This window comes from Mameliella sp. AT18, assembly GCF_028807275.1.
In the GTDB taxonomy this organism is placed as follows: Bacteria; Pseudomonadota; Alphaproteobacteria; order Rhodobacterales; family Rhodobacteraceae; genus Antarctobacter; species Antarctobacter albus.
In genome coordinates this window covers 1-23,373 of the sequence record NZ_JARAMO010000085.1, presented here as the reverse complement: position 1 = coordinate 23,373, position 23,373 = coordinate 1, and the positions used below count along the sequence as shown (strand labels likewise).

Here is a 23,373-nt window from a genome sequence, read left to right as displayed (position 1 = left end):
AAGCCGCCCGCCACAACGTTTCGTGTCGCGGTCTTACAGCGAAATTCGGAAAAGCGCGAAACCGTCGGCGCCTTCGCCTGCGTCCTCGATGGTGACGCCCTTGACGTCTTCGGCATAGTCGCGCGCCTTGGGGCCGGTCTCGAACAGGACGGTGGTGCCCTCCATCGGCTTGAAAGACCAGTTGGCATCGGCGGACGGGTTGATGGTGCCCTGCTCGACGATATAGCGCACGATCACGTCGCGGTTGGTGTCCGGCGCTTCGAAGATGATGGTGTCGCCCTTGGCGCCGGGGAACGATCCGCCGCCCGAGGCGCGGTAGTTGTTGGTGGCGATGACGAATTCCATGTCCGCCGTCACGGGCTTGCCCTCGAACATCAGGTTCACGATGCGGTTGGCATCCGGGTTTTCCAATTCGCCCTTTGGGCCGAACTTCGAAGGTTGAGACAGGTCGATCTGGTAGGTCACCCCGTCGATCACGTCAAAGTTGTAGGACGGGAAAGAGGAGTTCAGCAGCGGTGCGTCCTGCGTGCCCGGATCGACCTGGTTGAACATGCCCGCAGAGCGTTCCAGCCAATCCTTGACCTGTGCGCCCGTCACCTTCACCGCGCGCACGGTGTTGGGATAAAGGTACAGGTCGGCCACGTTCTTGATCGCAACGGCGCCGGGCGCCACGTCGGTGTAATAGTCCGGCCCGCCACGACCACCGGCCTTGAATGGCGCGGCGGCGGACAGGATCGGCAGGCCCTCATACTCGGTCCCCTGCATCATCTGTTCGATGTACCATTTCTGCGCGATCGAGACGATCTGGACCGAGGGATCATCGGCGACCAGCGCGAAATAGCTGTGCAAGGGCGCCGAGGTCTGGCCCACCGCGCGGCGGACATAGGCCAAGGTTTCCTCGTGGTCTTCCTGCGTGGCGTCGATCACCGGCTGGTAATCCTCGACCAGCGCGGTGATCGAACGGTCCTCGTTGCGTTTCGAGATCGGGCGCGCCTCGGACATGGTGTTGACCACGCGCCAGGTATTGCCGTCACGTTCCAGCAGCAGGTCGATCAGCCCCATGTGCGAGCCCCAGAACCCCCCCATGACGGCGGGTTTGCCGTGGATCGTGCCCTTGTCCGCGTCGACGGCGGCATAGTCGGCATAGGTGGGCGAGGGGAAGACGAGGTGCGAATGCCCGGTCATCACCGCATCGATGCCTTCGACCCCGGCCAGCGGCACAGAGGCGTTTTCCATGCCGTCGCTGTGGTCGGCCGACCCGATCCCGGAATGCGACAGGGCCACGATGATTTCCGCCCCCTGTTCCAGCATCTCGGGGACGTAGGATTTCGCCGTCTCGACGATGTCTCGGGCGGTTACGTTGCCCTCAAGGTGCTTGCGGTCCCAGTTCATCACTTGCGGCGGGGTAAAGCCGATGACGCCCACCTTGATCGGATGCGTGTCGCCGGCACCGTCGGTCAGCATCCGGTCGAGGATGACGTAGGGCTTGAACAGCGTCTCGTCCTCGCGCGCGGTGGCGCCTGTCGTCTTGGCGATGTTGGCCAGGACAACCGGGAAATCGGCGCCCGCCATTGATTTCATCAGGAAGTCGAGGCCGTAGTTGAACTCGTGGTTGCCGATGGTGGCCGCGTCGAATCCCAGCGTGTTCATCGCGGTCACGATCGGGTGCATGTCCCCCTCTTTCATGCCGCGTTCATAGGCGATGTAATCGCCCATCGGGTTGCCCTGCAGGAAATCGCCGTTGTCCAGGAGCATCGTGTTGGTCGCCTCGGCGCGGATGCCCTCGATGATCGAGGCGGTGCGCGACAGGCCCACGGTGTCGCGCGGCTTGTCGGCGTAATAGTCATAGGGATGGACGTGGACGTGAATGTCCGTCGTTTCCATGATCCGCAGGTGCGCCTGATTGGCCGCCGCATGGGCCGAATAGGGGTGCAAGGTGATCAGGGCGGCCCCGGCGGTGGTGCCGGCAAGGAACTGGCGCCGCGTGAGACGTGCATCAAAGGACTGTGACATGGTTTTCCCCAAAGTTTGGCTGCGTGATGGTATTGACCCGGAAATTCCAACAGTGATGTGACGCTAACACGATTCCCGGGCGCCGTGGCGGCTTGACCTTGGGGAAATCGCGCGGGCTTTGGGTTTGCATCCCGGTCCGGGGCGGGCAAATGTGCGGGGCGCTGGAACGGGGGACGGGATGCGGCACGCGGAAGAGGTGACATTCGGGGGATCGGGGCTGGATCGCGCGGCAGAGATCCGGGGCGACATCGGCGCATTGGCCGCCGCGATGCAGGATGCGCGGGCGCGCACGATCCCGATCTGGCGCGGCAAGCCGCTGGTCGCGGGCGAGGGCATGATGGAGGCCGTGCGCCTGCCTCTGGACCACCCGATCCTGGGGGAGGCGGGCGGCCCTCCCATCCTCCTGGGGCGCGAAGAGGGGGCGGCGGTCTTTTCGCATGATATATCGGGCTGGACCCCGCCGGATTTCGATGCCGAGGCGCAGGCGAGTTTCCTCGATCCCAGCGAATACAGCCACCCCAGTTGCCCCGAGGCCCGCTTTGCCGAGCTGCGCCGCATCATGACGCGTCTCACGCCCCGTGACGCGGAACTGGCGGCGACCGCCAAGGCGGTGCACGGCTGGCACGGAAGCCACCGGTTCTGTTCGCGCTGCGGCGCCGAATCCGAGATGCACCAGGCGGGTTGGACCCGCATCTGCCCGGCCTGCGGCGGGCAGCATTTCCCGCGCACCGACCCGGTGGTCATCATGCTCATCACCCGGGGCAACCGCTGTTTGCTGGGCCGCTCGCCGGGCTGGCCCGAAGGGATGTATTCCTGCCTCGCCGGTTTCGTCGAACCGGGCGAGACGATCGAGGCCGCCGTGCGGCGCGAGGTCTGGGAAGAGGCCGGCATCCGCGTCGGCCCGGTCCGCTACCTGGCCAGCCAGCCCTGGGCTTTTCCCGCCTCGCTGATGTTCGGCTGTCACGGCGAGGCGACAAGCGACGAGATCACCGTGGACCCGGCCGAGCTGGAAGACGCGATATGGGTCACGCGCGAAGAGGTGGCCGAGGCGGCGGCGGGCCTGCGCGAGGGGCTGTTGCCCGCCCGCAAGGGCGCCATCGCGCATTTCATGTTGCTTAACTGGATGGCGGATAGGCTGGACTGAGGCGCAGGTTGCGGTAGGGTGCCGGAAAACAGCCGGACAGGATGAGGCGAGAGCAGGCAGATGGAACTCACGGCACGCGAAGATATCGAGGCCCCGCAGGACCGGGTCTTTGCCATGATGGCGGATTTCGACAGCATCGAACGCCAGGCCATGCGCCGCGGCCTTGACGTGACACGCACCGGGGACGGCCCGGGCGCCGGGATGGCCTGGGACGTGACCTTCCGGTTCCGTGGCAAACGGCGCGAGGCCGCCATCACCCTGGCCGACTACCAGCCGCCAGAGCGGATGGTCTTTGATACCGTGTCAGGCGGGCTGGACATGACGCTGACGCTGGATGTGGTGGCCCTGTCGCCCTCGCGGTCGCGGATCAATGTCACCACGGTCATGGCGGCGCGCAGCCTGTCGGCCCGGCTTCTCTTGCAGTCGATGAAGCTGGCCCGTGGCGGCATGGACAAGCGGTTCCGCAAGCGCGTGGCCGAATTGGCCGGAGAAATGGAAACAAGGCTGCGCGGCGCGGCCTGATCCCGTTGCGTTGAGGTGACATGGCGCTAGATTGCCGCAAAAGGCATAAAGGAGCGCCGCATGTTGCGATTGACCTGGGTCCTGGCCCTGCTGGCCGGGCCGCTGTCGGCTCATGAATTCTGGATCGAGCCCGAGGGCTTCGTGATCCCCGACGAGGCGCCGGTGCTGGCACAGACCCTCGTCGGCACGGAACTGAAGGGCGCGACCTACAGCTACAACCCCCGAAACTTCACCCGTTTCGACATCGTCACCTCCGAAGGGGTCGAACCGGTCGAGGGGCGGCTTGGCGACAAGCCGGCGCTGAACATGGTGCCCGAGGGCACGGGGCTGGCGACCATCGTGCATGTCACCCGCGACTACAGCCTGACCTATACCGAGTGGGAAAAATTCGTCACCTTCGTCGAGCACAAGGATTTCGCCTGGGCGCTTGACAGGCACCTGGATCGCGGACTGGGGCAGGACCGGGTGCGCGAACGCTATTCCCGCCATGCCAAGAGCCTGGTGGCGCTGGGCGATGGTGCGGGCGCCGACCGAGAAGTGGGCCTGTTGACCGAGATCGTGGCCGAGGCGAACCCCTACACCGACGACCTCTCTGACGGGTTGCCGGTGCGCGTCCTCTACCAGGGCGAACCGCGCGTGGACGTGCAATTGGAACTGTTCGAACGGGACCCCGAGGGCACGGTGACGATCCGTCTATACCGCACCGACGACGAGGGACGCGCCCGGGTCGAGGTGAAGCCGGGGCATTTCTACCTGGTCGATGCCGTGGTCATGCGGGAACTGGAGATCGAGGAAGAGAAGGATCCGGCATGGGAAAGCCTCTGGGCCTCGCTGACATTCGAGGTCCCGCAATGAGCCTCGTGGATCACCTGCGCGGCGAACTGGACGAATCCGGCGTCCTGACCGGTGAGGACATGGCCGCCTGGTCGCGCGACTGGACCGGGCAATACAGCTGGACACCGCTCTGCGTGGCGCGCCCCCGCAGCACCGCAGAGGTCGCCGCCGTCCTGCGCGCGGCTCATGCGGAACGGGTGCCGGTGGTGACGGTCTCGGGGCACACCGGGCTTGCCGGCGGCACTTCGGGCGACGGGGCCGTGATGCTCTCGCTCGACCGGATGACGAGGATCGAGGAAATCCGCGCCCCGGCCCGGCTGGCCGTGGTCGAGGCGGGCGTGATCCTCAGCGACCTGCACGCCGCCGCGGCGGCCGAGGGTTTGAGTTTCCCGATGACTTTCGGCGCCAAGGGATCGGCCCGGATCGGCGGCATCCTCGCCACCAACGCGGGCGGGTCCAACGTCCTGCGCTATGGCAACACGCGTGACCTGGTGCTGGGGCTGGAGGCGGTGCTGGCCGATGGCCGCGTGGTCGATCTGATGTCGGAACTGCACAAGAACAACACCGGCTACGACCTGCGCCACCTGCTGATCGGATCGGAAGGCACGCTGGGCGTGATCACCCGCGCGGTATTGAAACTGGTGCCAAAGCCGCGCGCCTTTGCCACCGCGATGGTGGCGACAGAGACGCTCTCGGGCGCGCTGGAAGTGTTGAATCGCCTGAGGGACGTGACCGGAGGCGCGGTCGAGGCCTTCGAGTTCATGTCGCGTTTCTACATACAGCAATACGCAGCGATGCACCCCGAGGCGCGGCCGGTCCTCGACGGGGAATACGACGTGACCATCCTTGTCGAACTGGGCGCCACCGCCCCGCGCGACGCCGAGCCGGGCCCCGACGGGCAGGTGCCGATCGCGGCCTACCTCGAAGAGGTCCTGGGCGAGATGCTCGAAGAGGGCGCGGTGGTGCTGGACGCCGCGGTTGCGCAAAGCGACGCGCAGCGCGAGGCCATGTGGGCCCTGCGCGAGGCGGCGGCGGAGGTCTCGCTCTCGCACGCCCCGCTGGTCAACAACGACATCTCTGTGCCGCTGGACAAGGTCGAGACCTTCCTGGAGCGGGCCGGCGCGCGGCTGGCCGAGATCGACCCGGAGGCGCAGCCTGTCGTCGTCTCTCACCTGGGCGATGGCAACGTGCACTACCCGGTCTGGATCGGCGACGCGGGCCATAAGGACGCGGTGATGGAGGCGGTGGAGGACGTGGTCCTGGGTCTTGGCGGGTCGTTTTCCGCCGAACACGGCATCGGCCTGGCCAAGCGGGCCTCGATGGCGCGGCGCAAGGATGCCGTCGCGCTGGACATGATGCGGGCGATCAAGACGGCGCTGGACCCGGAGGGAATCTTGAACCCGGGCAAGCTCCTGCCCTGACGGGGTGGGTTGGAACAACCCACCCTACACGCAGCGCGGGCGGCGCGACCCAGCCCTGCGCCCAAATCCACATGCGGGGCCCGGCTGCGCCGTCGGACGAGGGGGCGCTGCCCCCTCTGACCCCCGGGGTATTTGCACCAAGAAGAAACAGCAGGCGCGCGCTCCTGGTTTCTTCTTGGTGCAAATACCCCAAAACACCCCTGATACCGGGCGCGTCAGGCGTCGCGCCGGGCGATCCAGTCGTGATCGGGATGGTTCCGGAACCGCCACTTGCGCATCGGACCGGCCATGACGTTGAGGTAGTACATCTCGTAGCCATAGGGCGCGCCGCAGGGGTGATGGCCCCTGGGCACCAGCATCACGTCGTGATCGCTGACCGACACCGTGACATCCAGCGATCTGTCCTCGGTAAAGACCCGCTGGTGGCCATACCCCTGCGCCGGGTTCAGCCGGTGGTAGTAGGTTTCCTCAAGATAGGTCATCTCGGGGAAGTTGTCCTCGTCGTGGCGGTGCGGCGGGTAGGAGGACCAGTGGCCCGACGGCGTGTAGACCTCTGTCACCAGCAGCGAGGAGGCAACATCCCGTTCCTCCATCGCGATGGGGTGGATGTAGCGCGTGTTGGTGCCACGCCCGCGTTCCACCAGGTCGATGCCCTCGGGGCCGATTTGCGCCGCCGGGTAGTCGGCGCTGGCGGGCGCCGAGCAGACCGCAAGCGTGCACTCCGTGGTGGCCGTCGCGGTCCAGTCCGCACCGGCGGGCAGGTAGACCGCGTGCGGCGGGATACGGTCAAAGACGCTCATGCGTGCGCCCAGTTCGCCGAAATCCTGGCCGCCGCCGCTGATGTGCGCCTTGCCCTCGACCAGCACCAGGATCACCTCGCGGTCGCCGGTGCGGCCCTCGGCGCGGTCGTCGGCATGCAGCCGCCAGAGGTCGAACCCGACGTATCCCCAATCGGGGCTTTCGGAGGTGCGGGCCTTGTCCACGGTGATCTCGTGGACCTTGCCGGTGGTGCCGGCGGGTTTGCGAAGCAGCTGGGTCATCTTGTCCTTCCCGGGGTCAGGGGTGGCGGCGCGCGTCCTGGTCCGCAAGTGCCTGCGCGAATGCCTCGGGCGAGAGGTCTTCGGACAGGGCGCGGTGGAACAGGGCATTCTGGGTTTCAGGGGCCAGTCCGCCCAGCGGCGGGTCGCTGTCGAGGTTGGTGGGAAAGGAATAGCCCTCGGCGGCGGCGGCCACGGCGGCGGCCAGCGCCTCGTCCCCCAGGCGCCCGGCGGCGCGCAGCGCCTGGATCGCAGGGTACAGCCTGCGGCTCATGGCCGTCCGGTCCACCGTCTCCATCGCGCGGCCAAAGGCCGAGGAGACCTGCAGCAGGTTCGCCATGCGTTCGATGTCGGCGCTGCGGTTCTCTCCCGCCGCGTGGAACAGTGCCGGGTTGAAAAACACCGCGTCGCCCTTGGCCAGCGGCAACTGGATGTAGTTCTCCTCGAAGAATTCGCGGAAATCCTCGCGCCGGTAGGCCATGTAGCCGGGGCGGAACAGCTGCGAGAAAGGCAGCAGCTTGGTCGGGCCGCTCTCAATGGGCATGTCGCAATGGGCCACCGCCCCTTGCAGGGTCATCACCGCCGAAAGGTCATGCACATGGGCCGGGAACCGCGCCGCCACCTCGGCGGTCTGGAAGCCCAGGTGATAGTCGCGGTGCGCTGATTGGGCTTGTCCGCCGGGGCGGACCAGGTTCACCTGCGCGGTCATCTGGTAGAAGGGGCCGAGCCAGGCCTCGCAGACGGCCGCGATCGCCGGGTTGCCGTAGTAGAGCGCAAAGCCCTCGGGATCCTCGAGACAGTGTTTCTGCAGCGAATTCCAGATCCGGGCGTTCGACCCGGCCTTGGCAAAATGGTCGCCCGCGCCCAGTCCGGCCTCGCTTTCGCGGGCGATGATCCGGTTGAAGACGGCGGTTGCCGCGTCGACGGGCGCGGTATCCGCATAGGCGCCTTTCAGGGCCAGGACACCCGTCGACTGGCCCAGGACAAAGCCCCATTCCGCCAGCAGTTCGGCCCGGTGGGCGGGATCGCCCAGCGTCGCCTGCAGGGAGGCCACCTCATAGACCGGCACGTTCTGTTCCACCGCCGAGGCAAATCGCAGGTCCGAGGCAGAGAGGCTTTGCCCGGTCAGCCGGGCGAACTCCGCAAGATCACAGGACGTGACGTCGAAATAAGCCGTGTCTTTCATGACGATCCTCCTTCGTCGGTGTACTTCTTCCGGATCGCCTCGATGTCGAAGGCGACAAAGAACTGGTGCGCGCAATAGGCCCCGATGGCGCCGAACAGGATTGACCAGCCGGGATTGCCCCAGCTGAGTTCCAGCAGCGCCCAGCCGATACAGGCGGCCACCACAACGATGCGGCGCCAGAGCGGGATGAAGAAGGGGTGCTGGACGTCGAACATGGCCTACCCCCTGTCCAGCCCGGTGGCGCGGGCGGTGTCCCGCAGCGTGGTCAGGCCAAGGGTCTGGTATTTCACCGGGTCGCGCACCTCGGGGTCCTGTTCGGCCTCGATCACCAGCCAGCCCTCGTAGCCCGTGTCGGCCAGGATCTGCAGGCAGGGGGCAAAGTCGATCGCGCCCTCGGCATCGCCGGGCACGGTAAAGACGCCCCTGCGGACACCTTCGAGAAAGGTCAGGTCTTCGCCCCGGACCTGGTTCATGATGTCGTCGCGGACGTTCTTGGCGTGGAAATGGCGCACGCGGGGGGCGTGGCGGGCCAGCACTTCGGCCGGGTCGCCGCCGCCGAAATAGCAATGCCCGGTGTCGAACAGCAGATGCGTGGCCGGGCCGGTGGCGGCCATCAGTGCGTCGATGTCCTCAGGGCTCTCGACGATGGTGCCCATGTGGTGGTGATAGACCAGCGTCAGGCCCTGCTCGGCGGTGAACTGCGCGATCTCTTCCAGCCTGGCGCCATAGGTGGCCATTTCCTCGGCTGACAGCCGCGGGCGTTGCGACACCGGCGTTACCTGCGAGCCATGCACGGTGTTGGAACATTCGGCGGCGATACAGACCGAACAGCCGTTCACCTTCAGTATGTCCAGATGCGGCTGGATCGCCTGTTTTTCCTCTTCGACGGAGCGCGCGCACAGTTCGAGCGAGTACCAGGCCGAGGGCAGCACCAGCCCGTGACGGCCCAGCAGCTCCTTGAGCGCCTGCGGATCGGCGGGCCAGCGGTGCCCGCCCTCGATCCCGGCGAACCCGATCTCGGTGGCCTCGGAGAGGATCTGGTCGGTCGGGATATGGGCGCCAAGCGTCTGGTCGTCGTCATTGGCCCAGGCGATGGGGTTGGTGCCGTAGCGGATCATTGGCATGCCTTTCCTAGGGGGCGGATGTCACGGCCCATGTCAGATGCGTTCCTTGAGCTGTGCCTCATAGCCCTTGCGGGCCTTGGTCACTTCCTCGCGGGCCGAGACCTCGGGCACCGCCACGTCCCACCAGTGTCCGCCATGCGGCGTGCTGGGGTAGGGGTCGGTGTCGATTACCACGACAAAGGGGCCGGTTGCGTCTGCGGCGCGTTTCAGCGCCTCTTCCAGTTCGGCGATGGTCTGCACATGGACCGCCGCCGCCCCCATGCTGGCGGCATGGGCGGCGAAATCTATGTTGCTCTGCGCCACGCTGGAGTGGTCGAAAAGATTGTTGAACTCGGCCCCGCCGGTGCCCATCTGCAGCCGGTTGATGCAGCCGAAGCCGCGGTTGTCGGTCACGACCAGGGTGATCTTGATCCCCATCGCCACCGCCGTTGCCAGCTCGGAGTTGGCCATCATGTAGCTGCCGTCGCCCAGCATGCAGACCACGTCGCGCCCGGGCTGGGCCATCTTGATCCCCATTGCGCCGGCGATCTCGTAGCCCATGCAGGAGAACCCGTATTCCATGTGGTAGGCGCCGGGGCGCGGGGCCTTCCACAATTTGTGCAGTTCGCCCGGCATGGTGCCGGCGGCGCACATCACCACCGTGTCCGGCCCGCTGGCGCGCTGGACCGCACCGATCACCTGCTGGTCCGTGGGCAATTCGTTCCCATCGGCGGGCGCATCCGTCAGCGGATCGACGGCGGCAAACCAGTCCTGCTTCAGCTCCGCCGGGACATCCTCGGCCCGGTAGGAGGTCAGCTCCAGCGCCAGTTCCGTCAACCCGGTCTTCGCGTCCGACAACAAGGGCAGCGCGCCGTGTTTCACCGCGTCATAGGCGTTGACGTTCAGGCTCACCAGAGTGGCCGCCGGGTTCTTGAACACCGTCCAGGAGCCGGTGGTGAAATCCTGGAACCGGGTGCCCACGCCCAGCACAAGATCCGCCTCGGCGCAGATGGCATTGGCCGACGTGGCCCCCGTGACGCCCACGGGGCCAAGGTTCAGCGGATGATCCCAGGCCAGCGCCGACTTGCCCGCCTGCGTCTCGACCACGGGGATGTTATGCGCCTCGGCAAAGCCCTGCAGGTCGCCGCAGGCATCGGCGTAGTGAACACCGCCCCCGGCGACGATCACAGGGCGCTTGGCCGCGCGGATCTTTTCAACAACCCGGTGCAATTCGTGGTGATCGGGGCGGATGCGGCGGCGATACCAGACGCGCGGCTCGAAGAAGCTGGTTGGATAGTCATGGGCCTCGGCCTGCACGTCCTGGCAAAAGGCCAGCGTGACCGGCCCGCATTGCGCCGGGTCCGTCATCGTGGCCATCGCGCGGGGCAGGGCCGTCAGCAGCTGTTCGGGCCGGGTGATCCGGTCGAAATAACGCGAGACCGGGCGGAAACAGTCGTTCGCCGACACGGTGCCGTCCTCGAAATCCTCGACCTGTTGCAGCACCGGGTCCGGGGCGCGGTTGGCAAAGACGTCGCCCGGCACCAGCAGCACCGGCAGGCGGTTCACATGCGCCAGCGCGGCGGCGGTGACCATGTTGGTCGCCCCCGGCCCGATCGACGATGTGACCATCATCGCCCGCTGCCGCCCGCTCTGCTTGGCAAAGGCAATCGCGCTATGGGCCATCGTCTGTTCGTTATGGCCGCGAAAGGTGGGCAGTTCTTCCTGCGCCTGGTACAGCGCCTCGCCCAGCCCGGCGACATTGCCGTGGCCGAAAATGCCCCAGCACCCGGCCAGGAACCTCTCACCATCCTCGGTCATCTGCGCCGAAAGATAGCGCACCATCGCCTGCGCGGCGGTCAGTCGGATCGTCGTCATGTCTCAGTCCTCCCCGCGTGCGGCATCCCAGTGGCCGCAGAGGCGTGCGAAATTGTCCGTCATCTGCGCCACCGCGTCCGCGTCGCTCATGGCGCCCGTCATCCAGGCCTGCGCCGCATCGGCAAAGATCGTGCGGCCCACGGCAAAGCCCTTGACCAGCGGGAAACGCGCCGCGACCTCGAAACTTTCCTTCAGCGCAGCCTCCCCGGCCCCAAGGCCCAACACCACGATACCACGGGTGTTGGGATCGTTCTCCTCGATTGCCTGCACGGTCTTTTGCCATGCCGCGTCCGAGGTCATCGGTTCCAGCTTCCACCAGTCTGGATAGACGCCCAATTCGTAGAACCGCCGGATCACCTTTGCCGTGGTGTCGTCATCGACCGGCCCGGCCTTCGACGGGATCACCTCCAGCAGGAATTCCAGCCGGTTGCGCCGCGCGGCATGGAACAGGCGGGTCACGGTCGCTTCGTGGTCGGCGCGCATCTCGGGCGTGTCGTCGGGGTGGTAAAAACACAGCACCTTGACGACGTGGTCCAGCGGCCATTCGTTCAGCCCGCCGAAATCCGGCCCGATCTCGGGTTCCAGCGTCAGCGGGCGCGATCCGGGCCATTCCACCGGGCGCCCGATCCACAGACCCGTTCCGGCAGCCTTGTAAAGCGCATCGCGCCCCAGGCGGCTGTCCACCAGCAGGCCGTAGCCGGGCCGCCCGTCCGCCACTTGCTTGCAGGCCTGCAGGCACAATTCCTTGAAGGCACCGATCTTCTCGGGCGTGGCGCCGTCCAGCGCTTCCATCTGCATCCGGTGGTCAAAGGCAAAGACCCGCATGGTCGACCAGTCGCCCTTGCGGTTTGTGGCCCAATGCACCTGTTCCAGCTCGGCGTCCTTGCGCAGGGCCTTTTCCTTGACCCCGCGCTGCAGGAAAAACTCCAGCTCGGCCCAGGAGGGATAGGCGGGGGTGCAGCCGTGGCGCGAGACGGCGAAGGCGCCGCAGGCGTTGGCATAGGTCAGTGCGGTGGGCCAGTCCCGGTCGGTCAGCCAGCCTTTCAGCAGGCCGGACATGAAACCGTCACCGGCGCCCAGCACGTTGAAGACCTCGATGGGAAAGCCCGGGCCACTCTGCCCTTCGTCCAGGGTGTCCGCGATCTCTCCGGTGAAGGCGACGGCGCCCATCGGGCCGCGCTTGCAGACCAGTGTCGCGCCCGACACCTTGCGGACATTGCGCAGCGCCTGGATCGTGTCCGTGGTGCCGCCGGCGATATGGAACTCTTCCTCGGTGCCGACGATCAGGTCGAACAGATGCAGCGTTCTTTGCAGCTTGGCCGTGACCGCGTCCGAGGCGATAAAGCGGTTTTCGCCGTCACCGTGCCCGGACAGCCCCCAGAGGTTCGGGCGATAGTCGATGTCCAGCGCCGTCTGCATCCCGTTCCCGCGCGCGATGTTCAGCGCCTTGAGCACCGCCGCTTCGGTGCGCGAATGTGACAGGTGCGTGCCCGTGGCGACGACTGCCCGCGCCTGCGTGATGAACCCCTCGTCTATGTCATCCTCGCACAGTGCCATGTCGGCGCAGTTGTCGCGGTAGAAGATCAGCGGGAACTGTTCCTGGTCGCGGATGCCCAGCAGCACCAGTGCGGTCAGGCGTTCAGGATCGGTGACGACGCCGCGCGTGTCGACGCCTTCTTTCCGCAGCTCCTCGGTGATGAACCGGCCCATGTGTTCATCGCCCACGCGGGTGATCAGAGCCGATTTCAGGCCCAGCCGCGCGGTCCCGGCGGCGATATTGGTGGGCGAGCCGCCGATATACTTGTTGAAGCTCGCCATATCTTCGAGCCGCCCGCCGATCTGCGCGCCATAGAGGTCCACCGAGGACCGGCCAATGGTGATCACATCCAGGGTCTTGCCCATGCCTATCCGCCTTTCCGGGTCGTCGAAACATCCGCGCCGCTCTCCTCAGCGCGGCGCATGTTGGCGCAAACCTGAGCCGAGAGGGGCCCGCGGTCAATTCCCCGCAATCCGAATCCTCTCATTCATGAGGGGAGATGAGAGGTATTTCGAGAGGGTTTTCTGCCAAATGAGATGAAGCGTATCAGGCGAGGTCGTGTTGGACCGTTTTGATCCGGAGGCACCGGTATGTCCGACGCGTCCTTGCGACCTGGGGCGGGGCATTCTGACGGGTGAGCCCGGCGGTCTGAGGGTTTTGTACAAAATGCAGAAAACGCCGTACGTTTTGTACAAAACGTACATGGCCGGATGGCCGCGCCGACATCGTCAAACCGACTCGGGCAGGTACAGATCGGGGCGTAGGAAATGCTGTCCGGGGGTGGGGCTTTCCTGCTGCTGAACGGCGGCGACCATCAGCGCCACCGTGTCGTTGCAGAGCTGTTCCAGCGGCGTGGCAATCGACATCTCCGCATAACGATCGGCCAGCGCGGCGCGCGATTCCGGGATCAGCTCGTGCAGGATCAGCGTCACCTGGCCGGGCGCCCGCGCCTCGCGCAGGGCGGCAATCGCGCCCTCCATGCCGCCGCCCGAACAGTACAGCCCTTTGAGATCCGGATGCCGCTGCAACAGTTCCAGCGTGGTTTCGTAGGTCAGTTGCCGCGTCTCCAGGTTCACCATCGTGTCGAGGATGCGGAAGTCTGGCGCGAACTCCCTGAAATAGCTTCGAAAACCCGTCTCGCGCAGCTCGTGCCCGTGCCAGCGGTAGCCGCCGACGAAGACCGCCAGCTTGCCCGGGCTGCCCACGGTGCGGAACATCATGTGGGCAGCGATGCGGCCTGCCTTCATGTTGTTCAACCCGATATAGCCCTGCCGCACGCCCTGCGCGAAATCGTTGAGCATGGCGAAACAGGGCACCCCCTGCGCCTGCAACTGGGCAACGGTATCGGTGATCTGGACGTGGTTGACCGCCGAGGCCGCCAGCGCATCGCAGCGGTCGGCCAGGCCGGTCAGCAAGCCCGCGATGTCGCCGGGGCTTTGCGAAGGCGCGAATTCCACCGCGAACGACCCGCGAATGCCCGGCGCCCGCGCCACAGCCGCCTCCATCTCGCGCGCGACGTCCTGCCAGAACGGCTGCCGCGCCTTGGGAAAGACAAAGCCGAATCGCACCTCCGGCAGGTCCGCGAACATCCGCTGCCCGATCAGCGCGGCGGCATGGTAACCGATGCGCTGGGCGGCCTCGTAGACGCGGCGAGCGGTCTCCTCGCGCACCTTGGCCCGCCCGTTCAGCACGCGGTCAACGGTGGCGACGCTGACCCCCGCCTCGCGGGCCAGATCGGTGATGGTCGGACGTTTGGCCATGTCATGTCCTGACGATTGATGAATTGTGCGCGCGCATCATGAGGGTTTTTGCAAGAAATCCAATCCCCCGGTTGCAATCTCTCTGGGAAGAATCGCGTCACGCGGCTAGGGCTGAGGTGCAAAACGGGAGGGCAGCATGGCAGGATTGGGGATCGGGCTGATCGGGACGGGCTTCATGGGCAAGACCCATGCATTGGCCTGGGGCGCCGCGCGGGCGGTTCTCGGGCGCGACCTGCCCGAAGTGCGTCTGGAGATGCTCTGCGATACGCCCCAGGACCGAGCCGCAGAGATGGCGGACCAGTTCGGCTTTGCCCGCGCGACAGGGGATTGGCGCGCGCTTGTCACCGATCCGGCGGTCGACGTGGTCTCAATCACCACGCCGAACAACCTGCATCACGAAATGGCCTGCACCGCGCTCAGGGCGGGCAAACATGTCTGGTGCGAAAAGCCGATGGCGCTGACCCTGGCCGAGGCCGAAGAGATGGCGCAGGCGGCGCATGAGGCCGGGGCCGTCACGATGGTAGGCTACAATTACATCCGGAACCCGGCCTTTCTGCACGCGAAAAAGCTGATCGAGGAGGGGCGTATCGGCCGTGTCGTGCATGTGCGCGGCTGGGTGGACGAAGATTACCAGGCTGACCCCGATCTGCCCTGGACCTGGCGTGCGCGGCTGCAGGACGCGGGCCTTGGCACGCTGGGCGACCTGGGCTGTCACCTGGTGTCGATGGTGGTTGGCCTTGCCGGACCGATCGAGAGCCTTGTCGCCGACACGCAGATCATCCACGACACGCGCCCCTTGCCCGACGGATCGGGCCGGGGTGCGGTCGAGAACGAGGATACGGCGACGGCCCTCTTGCGATTTGCCAATGGCGCGCATGGGTCGATCTCCAGTTCTCGGTCGGCCTGGGGCCGCAAGAACAAGCTCGATTGGGAGATCCACGGCACCAGGGGGATGATCTGCTTTGCACAGGAGCGGATGAACGAATTGCAGATCTACCTGAACGAGGGGCCCAAGTCGGAACAGGGATTCCGCACGATCCTGTCCGGCCCGGAACATCCGCCCTTTGGCGCCTTTGTGCCAGCGCCTGGGCATCAGCTGGGCTTTGGCGACCTCAAGACCATCGAGGCGGCGGACCTGCTAACGGCCATCCGCGACGGTGGGCAGGCCTATCCGTCGATGCAGGACGCCTTGGTGTTCGAACGTGTGATCCACGCCATCGCCGACAGTGCCCGGCGGGGCTGTTGCCGGGTGACCCTCTAGGCTTGTTCAGACGTTCGGGTCCTCGGCGGCCTTTTCCAGCGTGTCGAAGGTTTGCATCAGCAGATCGATCTGGCTTTTGTCCAGGTAGGCGCGCAGGGCCTTCTGGCGGGCCTGCATCCTGGGCATCGTGCGCTCAAAAACCTTGCGCCCCTTCTCCGTCAGGTCGAGGTACAGCGCGCGGTTGTCTGTCTGGTCGCGGGTCACGCTCAGGTAGCCCTCGGCGTTCAAAGACTTGACGTTGCGGCTGATCAGACCCTTGTCCATCGCGGTCATCCGCGACAACTGCGCCGAGGTGCAGGGCCCTCCGTCGCCGATCACGGCGATGATGCGCCATTGGGTGATGGTCACGCCCGAGTGTTCCCGCAGGATGCGCGAGGCCTGCGCGTTGAGCTTGGACTGCACCCTGGCAAAGCGATAGGTGAGGAAATTGGCCAGCGGGGCCCGCTGCGGCCCGCCCGTGTCGTGATTGGAGTCCATTCGAAATTCTGTCCTTGCCCGGAAGGTAATGCCCAGAGGCGGCGCGCCCATGACAAGGTAGCTGTGCCATTCCGGGTCAGGCAAGTGTCAAACCGTGCTATTTGCGGCCCACCTGGGACAGGAGAACGGTTTAGGACATAGGCCCCGCCCGGTGACGGGCGGGGCCCGCGGTGTCAGTACTGGCAGACCGTGGTTGCGGTCTGCAGGACGGCGCCGGGCGTGTTGGGCAGGCGCATGAAGGTCACGCGGCGGTTTTCCGGCGCGTCGGGGTAGGCCTCGTTCTTGAGGACATATTCCCCCCAGCCGACCGGGTAGAGCGGCACGCCCACATAGGCCCCTTCCAGGATACGCGTCACCGAGGCCGCGCGGCGCAGGCTGAGATCGCAGTTGTAGCCTGCCGAGCCAACGGCATCGGTGTGGCCCACGACCGCATAAGAGGTGCCCTGCAGCGCGGGATCGTTCAGTGCGGCGATCAGCGTGTTGATCTTGCCGCTCTGGTCCTGCCGGACCTTGTCGCTGTCATAATCGAATTCGATTGTGATAGCGACTGACGGGATCACGACCTTGCCCGTCTTGGGCGGTTCAGGAGCGTCGTAGTTCAAAGGTTTCGGCTCGTCGTAGCGCGCCGTCACGGGCTCCTGGGGCTTGGGTTTCGCCGTGTCGGTGTAGGTCGGTGTGGGCGGAGGGGGGGCCTTGCTGACAGTGACCTTGTTGTTGTCCAGGTCCAGCACCAGCGTTTCATACTCCACCCCCGGTCCCGCGCTTTCCAGCGCGATCCCGTCCGGGTCGATATCCACACCGGCGCAGGTCGCTGCGTCGGGGTTTAGCAGGCAATTGGCCATCGCGCTTTTCGGCTGCGGTTTGATATCTACCAGGGGATCGTCGCCCGGGATGAAGATTTCGCCACTCTGCGCAAGGCCTGCCGCAGGGGGCAGGCCAAGGCAGAGAGCGACGCCAAGGAAAAGCTTTCGCATCGCTCTCGTCTCCTCAGTAATCGCGGACCACGACCGAGATCTGGGCCTTGGTCACGTCGGGGTTGTGCTTGGACACGGCGCGGTAGTCTACGCCGCTTGCGGTGTGCTTCTTGTCCTTGGCGTCTGCGTCGAGGTCAAGAATGAGGGTTTCCTTGACGATGCCCTCGTAGTGATCCTTGGAGACGGTCTTGTGACCGGCTGCGCAGGACACCTTGGAGGTATCGCGGGTCGCCTTCTTGATGGCCGCGTCGCCACCGTTGCAGATCGCCAGGATTGTCTCCAGCCCCGGTTCGGAGGTGCGCAGAGCGCCCTTCGGCGGGAAGACGTACTGGGTGCCGCCCGGGATGACGATGTCATCGAGGCCCGGGAAGGGGTACAGCACGCAGCTGTCGTGATCGTCGTCGATCGAGATCAGCGTCAGGCGGCAGTCGTGGCGCGGTTCGATGAAGACCCGCAGTTCGTCACCGACCTTGTAGGTGGGCTTGTCGGTGTAGACGGTCAGGTGGCTCTGGGCTGCGGCCGAATGCTGGACCGGATCATAGTCGTCGCCGTATTTCTTGGCGTCGTCATGCGTCTTGATCGGTTCCTTGCCGGTCACGACATAGTCCTTGTCCGTGGGCGTGTAGTCGGCGTCTTTCTTGACGACCTTGGTGTCCACATAGCCATCGTCCTTGATCACTTTCACCTTCTTGGCCGGCGGCTCGTAGTCGGTGTCCTTGACCACCTGCTTGACCGAGTAGGACAGGTCCGCCGTCACGACATGGTCGGTCTTGTACGGGTAGTAGTCCGTCAGTTTTTCAAGCAGGACCGGGTAGGCCGCCGTCCATTCGTCGCGCGCAATCGGCGAGGTGTCGAGACGGGTCAGCAGGCTGGCCATCTCGTGCCCGGCAAAGGCCATCCGGCTGCGCAGCGCGTCCGAGGTCAGGCCAAGTTCGTTGGCCGCCTGGTCGAAGTCGATGAAGTAGTCGACGTGGTAGACGAAGAGGCCGCGCACCGGCTCCAGGCCTGCGGCCTTGGTGTCGGGTTCGATGCCTGCGCTGGCCAGGGTGTCCAGGAAGGCTTCCATGTCGCGCTGGAAGTACTCGTTCACAACATCCTTGCCGGGATAGATTGCGTCGATGGTCTGACGCGCCGAGGCCGACAGGGACAGGTTGTTCAGGGCGACGTCACGCACGGTGTCGTCGTTGAACCGCATGCCCTTGGAGTGGCACGAGATGCACGAGATGCCGTTGACCACCTCGCCGGTGCCGTCGGGATAGTCGGTGTCGCGCACGATCGAGGTCGGGCCGACGTTCAGACGATCGCCTTCGGCGGTGTTGAGGTAATAGGCATGGAAGCCGTTGGGCAGTGTAAAGATCGACTCGCCGCCATCGTGGAGGAAGGCAAGATCGGGGCCGTAGGCCTCTGTCGGACCCAGCGGGAACTCGAAGAAGCTCTGACGCTTGGCCGACCCGGCAAAGTCATAGGAGGTCCAGAAAAAGCCGGTGCCCATCGGGTGACGTTCGATCAGGCGGTTGTGCGTCGAAACGCCCGAGTCCTGAAAGCCGGCGCGGATGACCTGCTCGTTCAGGATGTTCTTCTTCATGTCGATGTTCAGCAGCTTTTCCAGCCCATGCACCGTGTCGGGCAGGCCCAGCATGTCATAGTACATGGGCGAAACCGAAGCGGTCGCGGCGAACCAGTCGGCGCGGATGACCGGGATCTTGGTCCCGGCCAGGTGCTGCAGCGAGCCCAGGTAGGGGTCGGTGTCGCTTTCCATGCCGTAGGGGTACTGCGCTTCCATGTAGCCCCAGGTTTCATGCGTCCAATCGAGATCGGGCAGGAAGACTCGCAGCAGGATGCCGTGCTCGTCGACCTTTTCGAACTTGTAGACGTTGGGGTTCCAGCTCAGCGCGTTCAGCAGTTTGACCGTCGCCGCCAGGTAGGCGGTGTAGTTCTCGTCGGTGACGTCCGGGTCGTTCCACATCGGCCGCATCGAAATATAGCGGACGCGGTCACGACGGTTGGTCGGCAGGCTCTGCATGTCGGCATGGGCCATCGCGTACATGTCCGCAAGCGAGATGTAGGTGCGCGGCTCGGGCGCGGTGTCGCCCAGAGCGACGATCCAGTCCTGCAGTTGCTGCAGCTCTGCCTCGTTCGGCACGCAGCTGGGGTCCCAGCAGTTGTCCGGCATCGCCGGCGCGCCGCCGGTGATGACCTGGTACAGCTTGGACTTGGACGGTTCGCCCACGGCCACGAACTTGGGGTCATGGGACAGGCGGCGCAGGTCGAGGACGTGGCCGAAACCCGCCTTCGGCGTGGTCAGCCCGTCGCCGAGCGCGCCTTGCTGGTGGCAGTCGGCGCAGTACTTGTCCAGAACCGCGTATGCTGCCTTTTCCTGGGCGGTCGCATCGGCGGGCAACTGGTAATCCAGCTCCTCCGGGTCGACCAGCTTGGTCTGGTCCTGCGCCAGTGCGGGCAGGCCGAAAGCGGTCGTCAGGGCGATGACGCTCACCTTCATCAGGTCGTTGGGTTGCATAACATCTTCTCCTGTTCAAAGAGGGATTGGGGTGGAATTCGAATTATTGGCACCGGATCGAGAGGTATTTCTTCGAGGCCCAGCCGGTCACTCCGCCTCTGCCCCGGTGGGGGTTCTGGCACTGTCCCGAGAGGCAGCGGACCTGGGCCCAGTTGCCGCTCTGGTTCAGCACCCTGAGGGTGTCGCCGAGATATGTCTCGGAGATGATCCGGCCGCGGGTACTGGCTTGCGTCCGGATGTTCAGGAAGCCGCTCCCGTTGTTGCGGGTGTGACTGTTGTAGTGGTTCAGGTTCACCACGGTGGCGGTACATTGCGTCACCGGGCGCTGTCGCGGCTTGTCCGAAGCCAGGTAGCGGTTGGAGACCCAGCCGTCCTGGCCGTTCGACAGGCGCACGTTGTTCCAGCCGCCGTTCTGGTTCAGCACGGTCACCTTGTCGCCAAAGTCGATCCGGTTGACGACGCCGTATTGCGTGCCCGGCCCGGAACGGACGTTCAGGTGATCGGTCCCGGTGACATACATCGGGAAGGTGCGGCTGGGCGGCGGCGTCACCACCTTTTCCGGCGTCTTGAGAAAGGTGATACGGTCGATCACCACGCGCGAGATGCAATCCGTGTCTGCGCCGCAGCGATCGCGGGTGTTTATGCGCCAATTCTGCTGGTCGGATGCACTCACCGGGCGCGCGGGGTTCTTGTAGGCGCGCTCCATTTCCTCGTCGAGGCCGGCAAGGTACCGGTCACCGCAGATCGTGCGCTCGGTCGTGTTGAGGTTGGGCGAAGTGCACCACCACAGCAGCGGTTCTTCGGGGCGGGTATCGACCACCGGGGGAACCGGTTCTTCGGGTGTCTCGGCAATGGTGCATTGGCGCGCGACATAGGACTTGGCCAGGATCGAATAGCCGTGGTCGCCGCAGACCTGCAGGTAGGCCTCGTAGGCAAAGCATTCGTCGAATTCCTTGGCCTCGGCATAGAGCGCGTCGCACAGCGCCAGTTCCGGGGCGAGCTCTTCCGGCGGCAGCGGCCGGCCGCTGCCCTCCTCGCCGGGCGCCGGGGCCGGCGGTGGCGTGACGGGGTCCGGGGCGCCGGGCACGACGGCGGCCTTGAGCACCGTGGACTGGGCCAGGATGTCGGCCATCGGGATGGCATAGTTGACCGCGTCGCGGTTCGACCCGGCGTGATGCAGGCCGACGACCTTTTGCAGCGAGGCGTCGATCACCGGTGAGCCGGAGTTGCCCGGCAGCGTGTCGCAGGTGTGCAGCAACTGGCGGTTCGACAGGGCGGGCGCATTGGCGCGGCACTTCTCGCGGCTGATGCGCTGGGCTTCTCCCATCGGGTGGCCGATAACCCAGTAGGGATCGTTGTCCTGCGGGGTGACGGCGGCCAGATCCAGCGTGCCGAAATCGGCCGAGGGATCGCCAATCACCTCGAGCACTGCGTAATCGAGATCCTTGGAGGTCTCGACCGGCGTCGGCACGACCGTATAGCGGCGGGTTCCTTCGTCGACGCCAGGCTGGCGATAGCCGGCCACGAAAAGGATCGAGTCGATCCGCGTGGCGCCGGCCCGTTCATTGTCGAGGATGCCGGGCACGCAGTGATGATTGGTCAGGATGTGCTTGTCGTCGACGATGAAGGCGGTGCAGGGGTAGACGCCGGTATCGGTGAGGATGTCCAGACGGCCCACGGCCAGCCCCATCTTGGAAAAGACGCTGTTGGGGGAATAGTTCAGGATCGGCTCGTTGTTGTAGTCGCCGATGGCAAGTTCGAGGTTGATGTCGCTGCCGCCGCCTGCCGTCTGGTTTCGGCGCAGAACGACACTGCCAAAGCTCGTCCGGTCGAAACCGACGAACTCCTGCGCCCGGGTTTGAACGGGCAAAAAGGCCGCCAGTCCCAGCGAGGTGATCAGTGTGGCCATTGCAGCGGCGGTACGCACGGTATCCATCCTTCGAAAAAAGGTTTGTCATCAAGATGATTTCAGTTTGTTCAGAAGGGGCCGTTGCGTCAACGAAGGAAAACCCGACCCTGCAAAAAGTCGGGCAAATTCCGGTATTTGAGAGGGGCTAGGCGGGGGTGGGGCGCCCGGTGGCTACAATACGCGGGACAGGAAGGCCCGCGTGCGGGTCTCTTGCGGTGCGCCAAAGACCTGCGAGGGCGGCCCGGATTCGAGGATGCGGCCCTGGTCGAGAAAGCAGACCGTGTCCGCAAGTTCACGCGCAAAACCCATCTCATGCGTGGCCAGGACCATCGTCATGCCTTCGGCCCGCAGTTGCCTAAGAACATCCAGAACCTCGCCCACCAGCTCGGGGTCCAGTGCCGATGTGATCTCGTCGAACAGCATGATTTCGGGGCGCATCGCCAGCGCCCGCACGATGGCGACCCGCTGTTGCTGTCCGCCGGACAACTGGTCGGGATAGTGCTGCATCCGGTCGCCCAGGCCAAAACGGGTGAACAGCTCGGCGATACGCGGTTCCAGTGCGGCCCGGTTGTGACCGTGGATGCGGCGCGGCGCCAGCATGGCGTTGTCCATCGCCGTCATGTGCGGGAACAGGTTGTAGCTCTGGAAGACCATGCCGATGCGCTGGCGCACCGGCTGTGGGTCGAAGCCGGGTTCGGAGATGTCCGTCCCGTCCAGCGTGATGGTGCCGTCGTCGATCGGTTCCAGCAGGTTCAGGCAGCGCAGCAGCGTGGATTTACCGGACCCGGATGCGCCGATGAGGCAGATCATCTGGCCAGTGGTGATGTCCAGGTCGATGCCGCGCAGGACCTCGTTGCCGCCAAAGCTCTTGCGGACGTTTTTCAGGGAAAGTGTCGGCATCAGCTACGGGCCTTGCGCTGGCGGTTCATGAGGTGGTCGGCGTAGCGGGTCGCGGGGATGGTGATCGCCAGAAAGATCAGCGCGGCGCCGACATAGGGCGTGAAATTGGCCAGCAGCGACTTGTAGACACCGGCCTGGCGGAAGATCTCGACCGGGCCGATGAAGCTGAGCAGGGCCACGTCCTTTTGCAGCGCGATGAAGAGGTTCATATTGGCGGGCACCACGCGTCGGATCGCCTGCGGCAGGATCACGAAGCGCATCGCATCAGACGGCGACAGGCCCAGCGACAGCGCCGCCGCGCGCTGGCTTTCGTGGATCGACTCGATGCCCGACCGGACGACTTCGGCGACATAGGCGGAATAGACGAGGATCAGCGCCAGCGACCCCCAGATATAGGGCGAGTTCCACGGGCGCGGCAGGCCCAGTCCCGGAATGCCGAAGCCGATCAGGTAGATGACCAGGATCACCGGCAGGCCGCGAAAGATATCCGTGTAGAGGATCGCGGCCAGTTTCACCGGGTAGAGCGCGGGCGTACGCAGGTCACGCGCGATGGCCACCGCCAGCCCCAGCGCCGCGATCAGAGGGGCGCACCAGGCAAAGATCGCGATGTCCAGGAGGAAGGCCTCGAGCAGGCCCGGAAAGGTCTTGGCAAAGACCTCGCCGTTGAAAAAGCTGCGTTGGACCCGGTCCCAGCCGGGAGCCATCGGAACAAACACGACGATGGCCAGGACAACCGCCAGGGTCGATCCGGCGGCGATCAGGTTGGCGCGTCGGCGCTGGCGGGTCTCGAAGATCTGTCTGCGGGTGGGCATCAACTGTCCGTCAGGCATGGGGCGGCGGGGCGGGGGGCTCTGCCCCCGGCCCTTCGGGCCTCCCCCGAGGTACTTGGAAAACCAAAGAAG

The 23,373-nt window shown here is 65.4% G+C and carries 19 protein-coding genes; 5 read left to right on the top strand and 14 right to left on the bottom strand.

Going from position 1 to position 23,373, the window contains the following annotated elements; genetic code table 11:
* Window positions 1-33: 33 nt before the first annotated feature.
* Window positions 34-2,013 (bottom strand): bifunctional 2',3'-cyclic-nucleotide 2'-phosphodiesterase/3'-nucleotidase, encoded by a 1,980-nt coding sequence (locus PVW46_RS11855; RefSeq protein WP_274576026.1) that lies wholly within the window; start codon window positions 2,011-2,013, stop codon window positions 34-36.
* A gap of 178 nt (window positions 2,014-2,191) precedes the next feature.
* Between PVW46_RS11855 and nudC the strand changes: the two genes are divergently transcribed.
* From nudC to PVW46_RS11835, 4 genes are read left to right on the top strand one after another with little or no spacing between them, the layout of a single operon-like run.
* Window positions 2,192-3,157, top strand: a complete 966-nt coding sequence (nudC, locus tag PVW46_RS11850; RefSeq protein WP_043135887.1) for an NAD(+) diphosphatase — start codon at window positions 2,192-2,194, stop codon at window positions 3,155-3,157.
* Window positions 3,158-3,217: 60 nt separating this feature from the next.
* Window positions 3,218-3,679, top strand: coding sequence for an SRPBCC family protein (locus PVW46_RS11845; protein WP_043135889.1), 462 nt, complete (start codon window positions 3,218-3,220; stop codon window positions 3,677-3,679).
* A gap of 60 nt (window positions 3,680-3,739) precedes the next feature.
* Entirely contained in the window at window positions 3,740-4,534 is a 795-nt protein-coding gene (locus tag PVW46_RS11840; RefSeq protein WP_069209332.1) for a DUF4198 domain-containing protein, read from the top strand.
* Window positions 4,489-5,934: an FAD-binding oxidoreductase gene (locus PVW46_RS11835; protein ID WP_274576024.1), complete on the top strand. Its 1,446-nt coding sequence runs from the start codon at window positions 4,489-4,491 to the stop codon at window positions 5,932-5,934. Before PVW46_RS11840 ends, PVW46_RS11835 begins: the two co-directional genes overlap by 46 nt.
* 215 nt (window positions 5,935-6,149) lie before the next feature.
* On the opposite strand, the gene iolB is transcribed toward PVW46_RS11835, so the two are convergent.
* The 7 genes from iolB to PVW46_RS11800 all read right to left on the bottom strand — a co-directional run bounded on the left by iolB (window position 6,150) and on the right by PVW46_RS11800 (window position 14,432).
* The gene (iolB, locus tag PVW46_RS11830; RefSeq protein ID WP_069209330.1) at window positions 6,150-6,974 is read right to left on the bottom strand and encodes a 5-deoxy-glucuronate isomerase; all 825 of its coding nucleotides are present in this window, start codon (window positions 6,972-6,974) and stop codon (window positions 6,150-6,152) included.
* Between the two features lie 16 nt (window positions 6,975-6,990).
* On the bottom strand, window positions 6,991-8,157 hold the full coding sequence (locus PVW46_RS11825) for a phytanoyl-CoA dioxygenase family protein (RefSeq protein ID WP_069209329.1): 1,167 nt from the start codon (window positions 8,155-8,157) through the stop codon (window positions 6,991-6,993).
* Window positions 8,154-8,372 carry a hypothetical protein gene (locus tag PVW46_RS11820; RefSeq protein WP_043135897.1) on the bottom strand — a complete coding sequence of 73 codons (219 nt, stop codon included), beginning with the start codon at window positions 8,370-8,372 and terminating at the stop codon, window positions 8,154-8,156. The genes PVW46_RS11825 and PVW46_RS11820 overlap by 4 nt, the downstream gene beginning before the upstream one ends.
* A 3-nt stretch (window positions 8,373-8,375) precedes the next feature.
* Window positions 8,376-9,275, bottom strand: a complete 900-nt coding sequence (gene iolE / locus PVW46_RS11815; protein ID WP_069209328.1) for a myo-inosose-2 dehydratase — start codon at window positions 9,273-9,275, stop codon at window positions 8,376-8,378.
* Window positions 9,276-9,314: 39 nt separating this feature from the next.
* A complete protein-coding gene (gene iolD, locus PVW46_RS11810) occupies window positions 9,315-11,135 on the bottom strand; it encodes a 3D-(3,5/4)-trihydroxycyclohexane-1,2-dione acylhydrolase (decyclizing) (protein ID WP_069209327.1) in 1,821 nt (606 codons plus the stop codon).
* A gap of 3 nt (window positions 11,136-11,138) precedes the next feature.
* On the bottom strand, window positions 11,139-13,037 hold the full coding sequence (locus PVW46_RS11805) for a bifunctional 5-dehydro-2-deoxygluconokinase/5-dehydro-2-deoxyphosphogluconate aldolase (RefSeq protein ID WP_069209326.1): 1,899 nt from the start codon (window positions 13,035-13,037) through the stop codon (window positions 11,139-11,141).
* Window positions 13,038-13,400: 363 nt separating this feature from the next.
* Window positions 13,401-14,432 carry a LacI family DNA-binding transcriptional regulator gene (locus PVW46_RS11800; RefSeq protein ID WP_069209325.1) on the bottom strand — a complete coding sequence of 344 codons (1,032 nt, stop codon included), beginning with the start codon at window positions 14,430-14,432 and terminating at the stop codon, window positions 13,401-13,403.
* A 136-nt stretch (window positions 14,433-14,568) separates the two neighbouring features.
* Between PVW46_RS11800 and PVW46_RS11795 the strand changes: the two genes are divergently transcribed.
* Window positions 14,569-15,693 carry a Gfo/Idh/MocA family protein gene (locus tag PVW46_RS11795; protein WP_069209324.1) on the top strand — a complete coding sequence of 375 codons (1,125 nt, stop codon included), beginning with the start codon at window positions 14,569-14,571 and terminating at the stop codon, window positions 15,691-15,693.
* A 6-nt stretch (window positions 15,694-15,699) separates the two neighbouring features.
* On the opposite strand, the gene PVW46_RS11790 is transcribed toward PVW46_RS11795, so the two are convergent.
* From PVW46_RS11790 to PVW46_RS11765, 6 genes are all read right to left on the bottom strand, one after another.
* Complete coding sequence (locus PVW46_RS11790) at window positions 15,700-16,170, bottom strand: MarR family winged helix-turn-helix transcriptional regulator (protein WP_069209323.1); 471 nt, start codon at window positions 16,168-16,170, stop codon at window positions 15,700-15,702.
* Window positions 16,171-16,343: 173 nt separating this feature from the next.
* On the bottom strand, window positions 16,344-17,144 hold the full coding sequence (locus PVW46_RS11785; RefSeq protein WP_069209322.1) for an OmpA family protein: 801 nt from the start codon (window positions 17,142-17,144) through the stop codon (window positions 16,344-16,346).
* Between the two features lie 13 nt (window positions 17,145-17,157).
* Window positions 17,158-19,662 (bottom strand): DUF4384 domain-containing protein, encoded by a 2,505-nt coding sequence (locus PVW46_RS11780; RefSeq protein WP_069209321.1) that lies wholly within the window; start codon window positions 19,660-19,662, stop codon window positions 17,158-17,160.
* A 43-nt stretch (window positions 19,663-19,705) separates the two neighbouring features.
* Window positions 19,706-21,571, bottom strand: coding sequence for an SH3 domain-containing protein (locus PVW46_RS11775; protein ID WP_069209320.1), 1,866 nt, complete (start codon window positions 21,569-21,571; stop codon window positions 19,706-19,708).
* A 171-nt stretch (window positions 21,572-21,742) separates the two neighbouring features.
* Window positions 21,743-22,471, bottom strand: a complete 729-nt coding sequence (locus PVW46_RS11770) for an amino acid ABC transporter ATP-binding protein (RefSeq protein ID WP_043135916.1) — start codon at window positions 22,469-22,471, stop codon at window positions 21,743-21,745.
* Window positions 22,471-23,283, bottom strand: coding sequence for an amino acid ABC transporter permease (locus PVW46_RS11765; RefSeq protein WP_082024508.1), 813 nt, complete (start codon window positions 23,281-23,283; stop codon window positions 22,471-22,473). The genes PVW46_RS11770 and PVW46_RS11765 overlap by 1 nt, the downstream gene beginning before the upstream one ends.
* Between the last annotated feature and the right edge of the window lie 90 nt (window positions 23,284-23,373).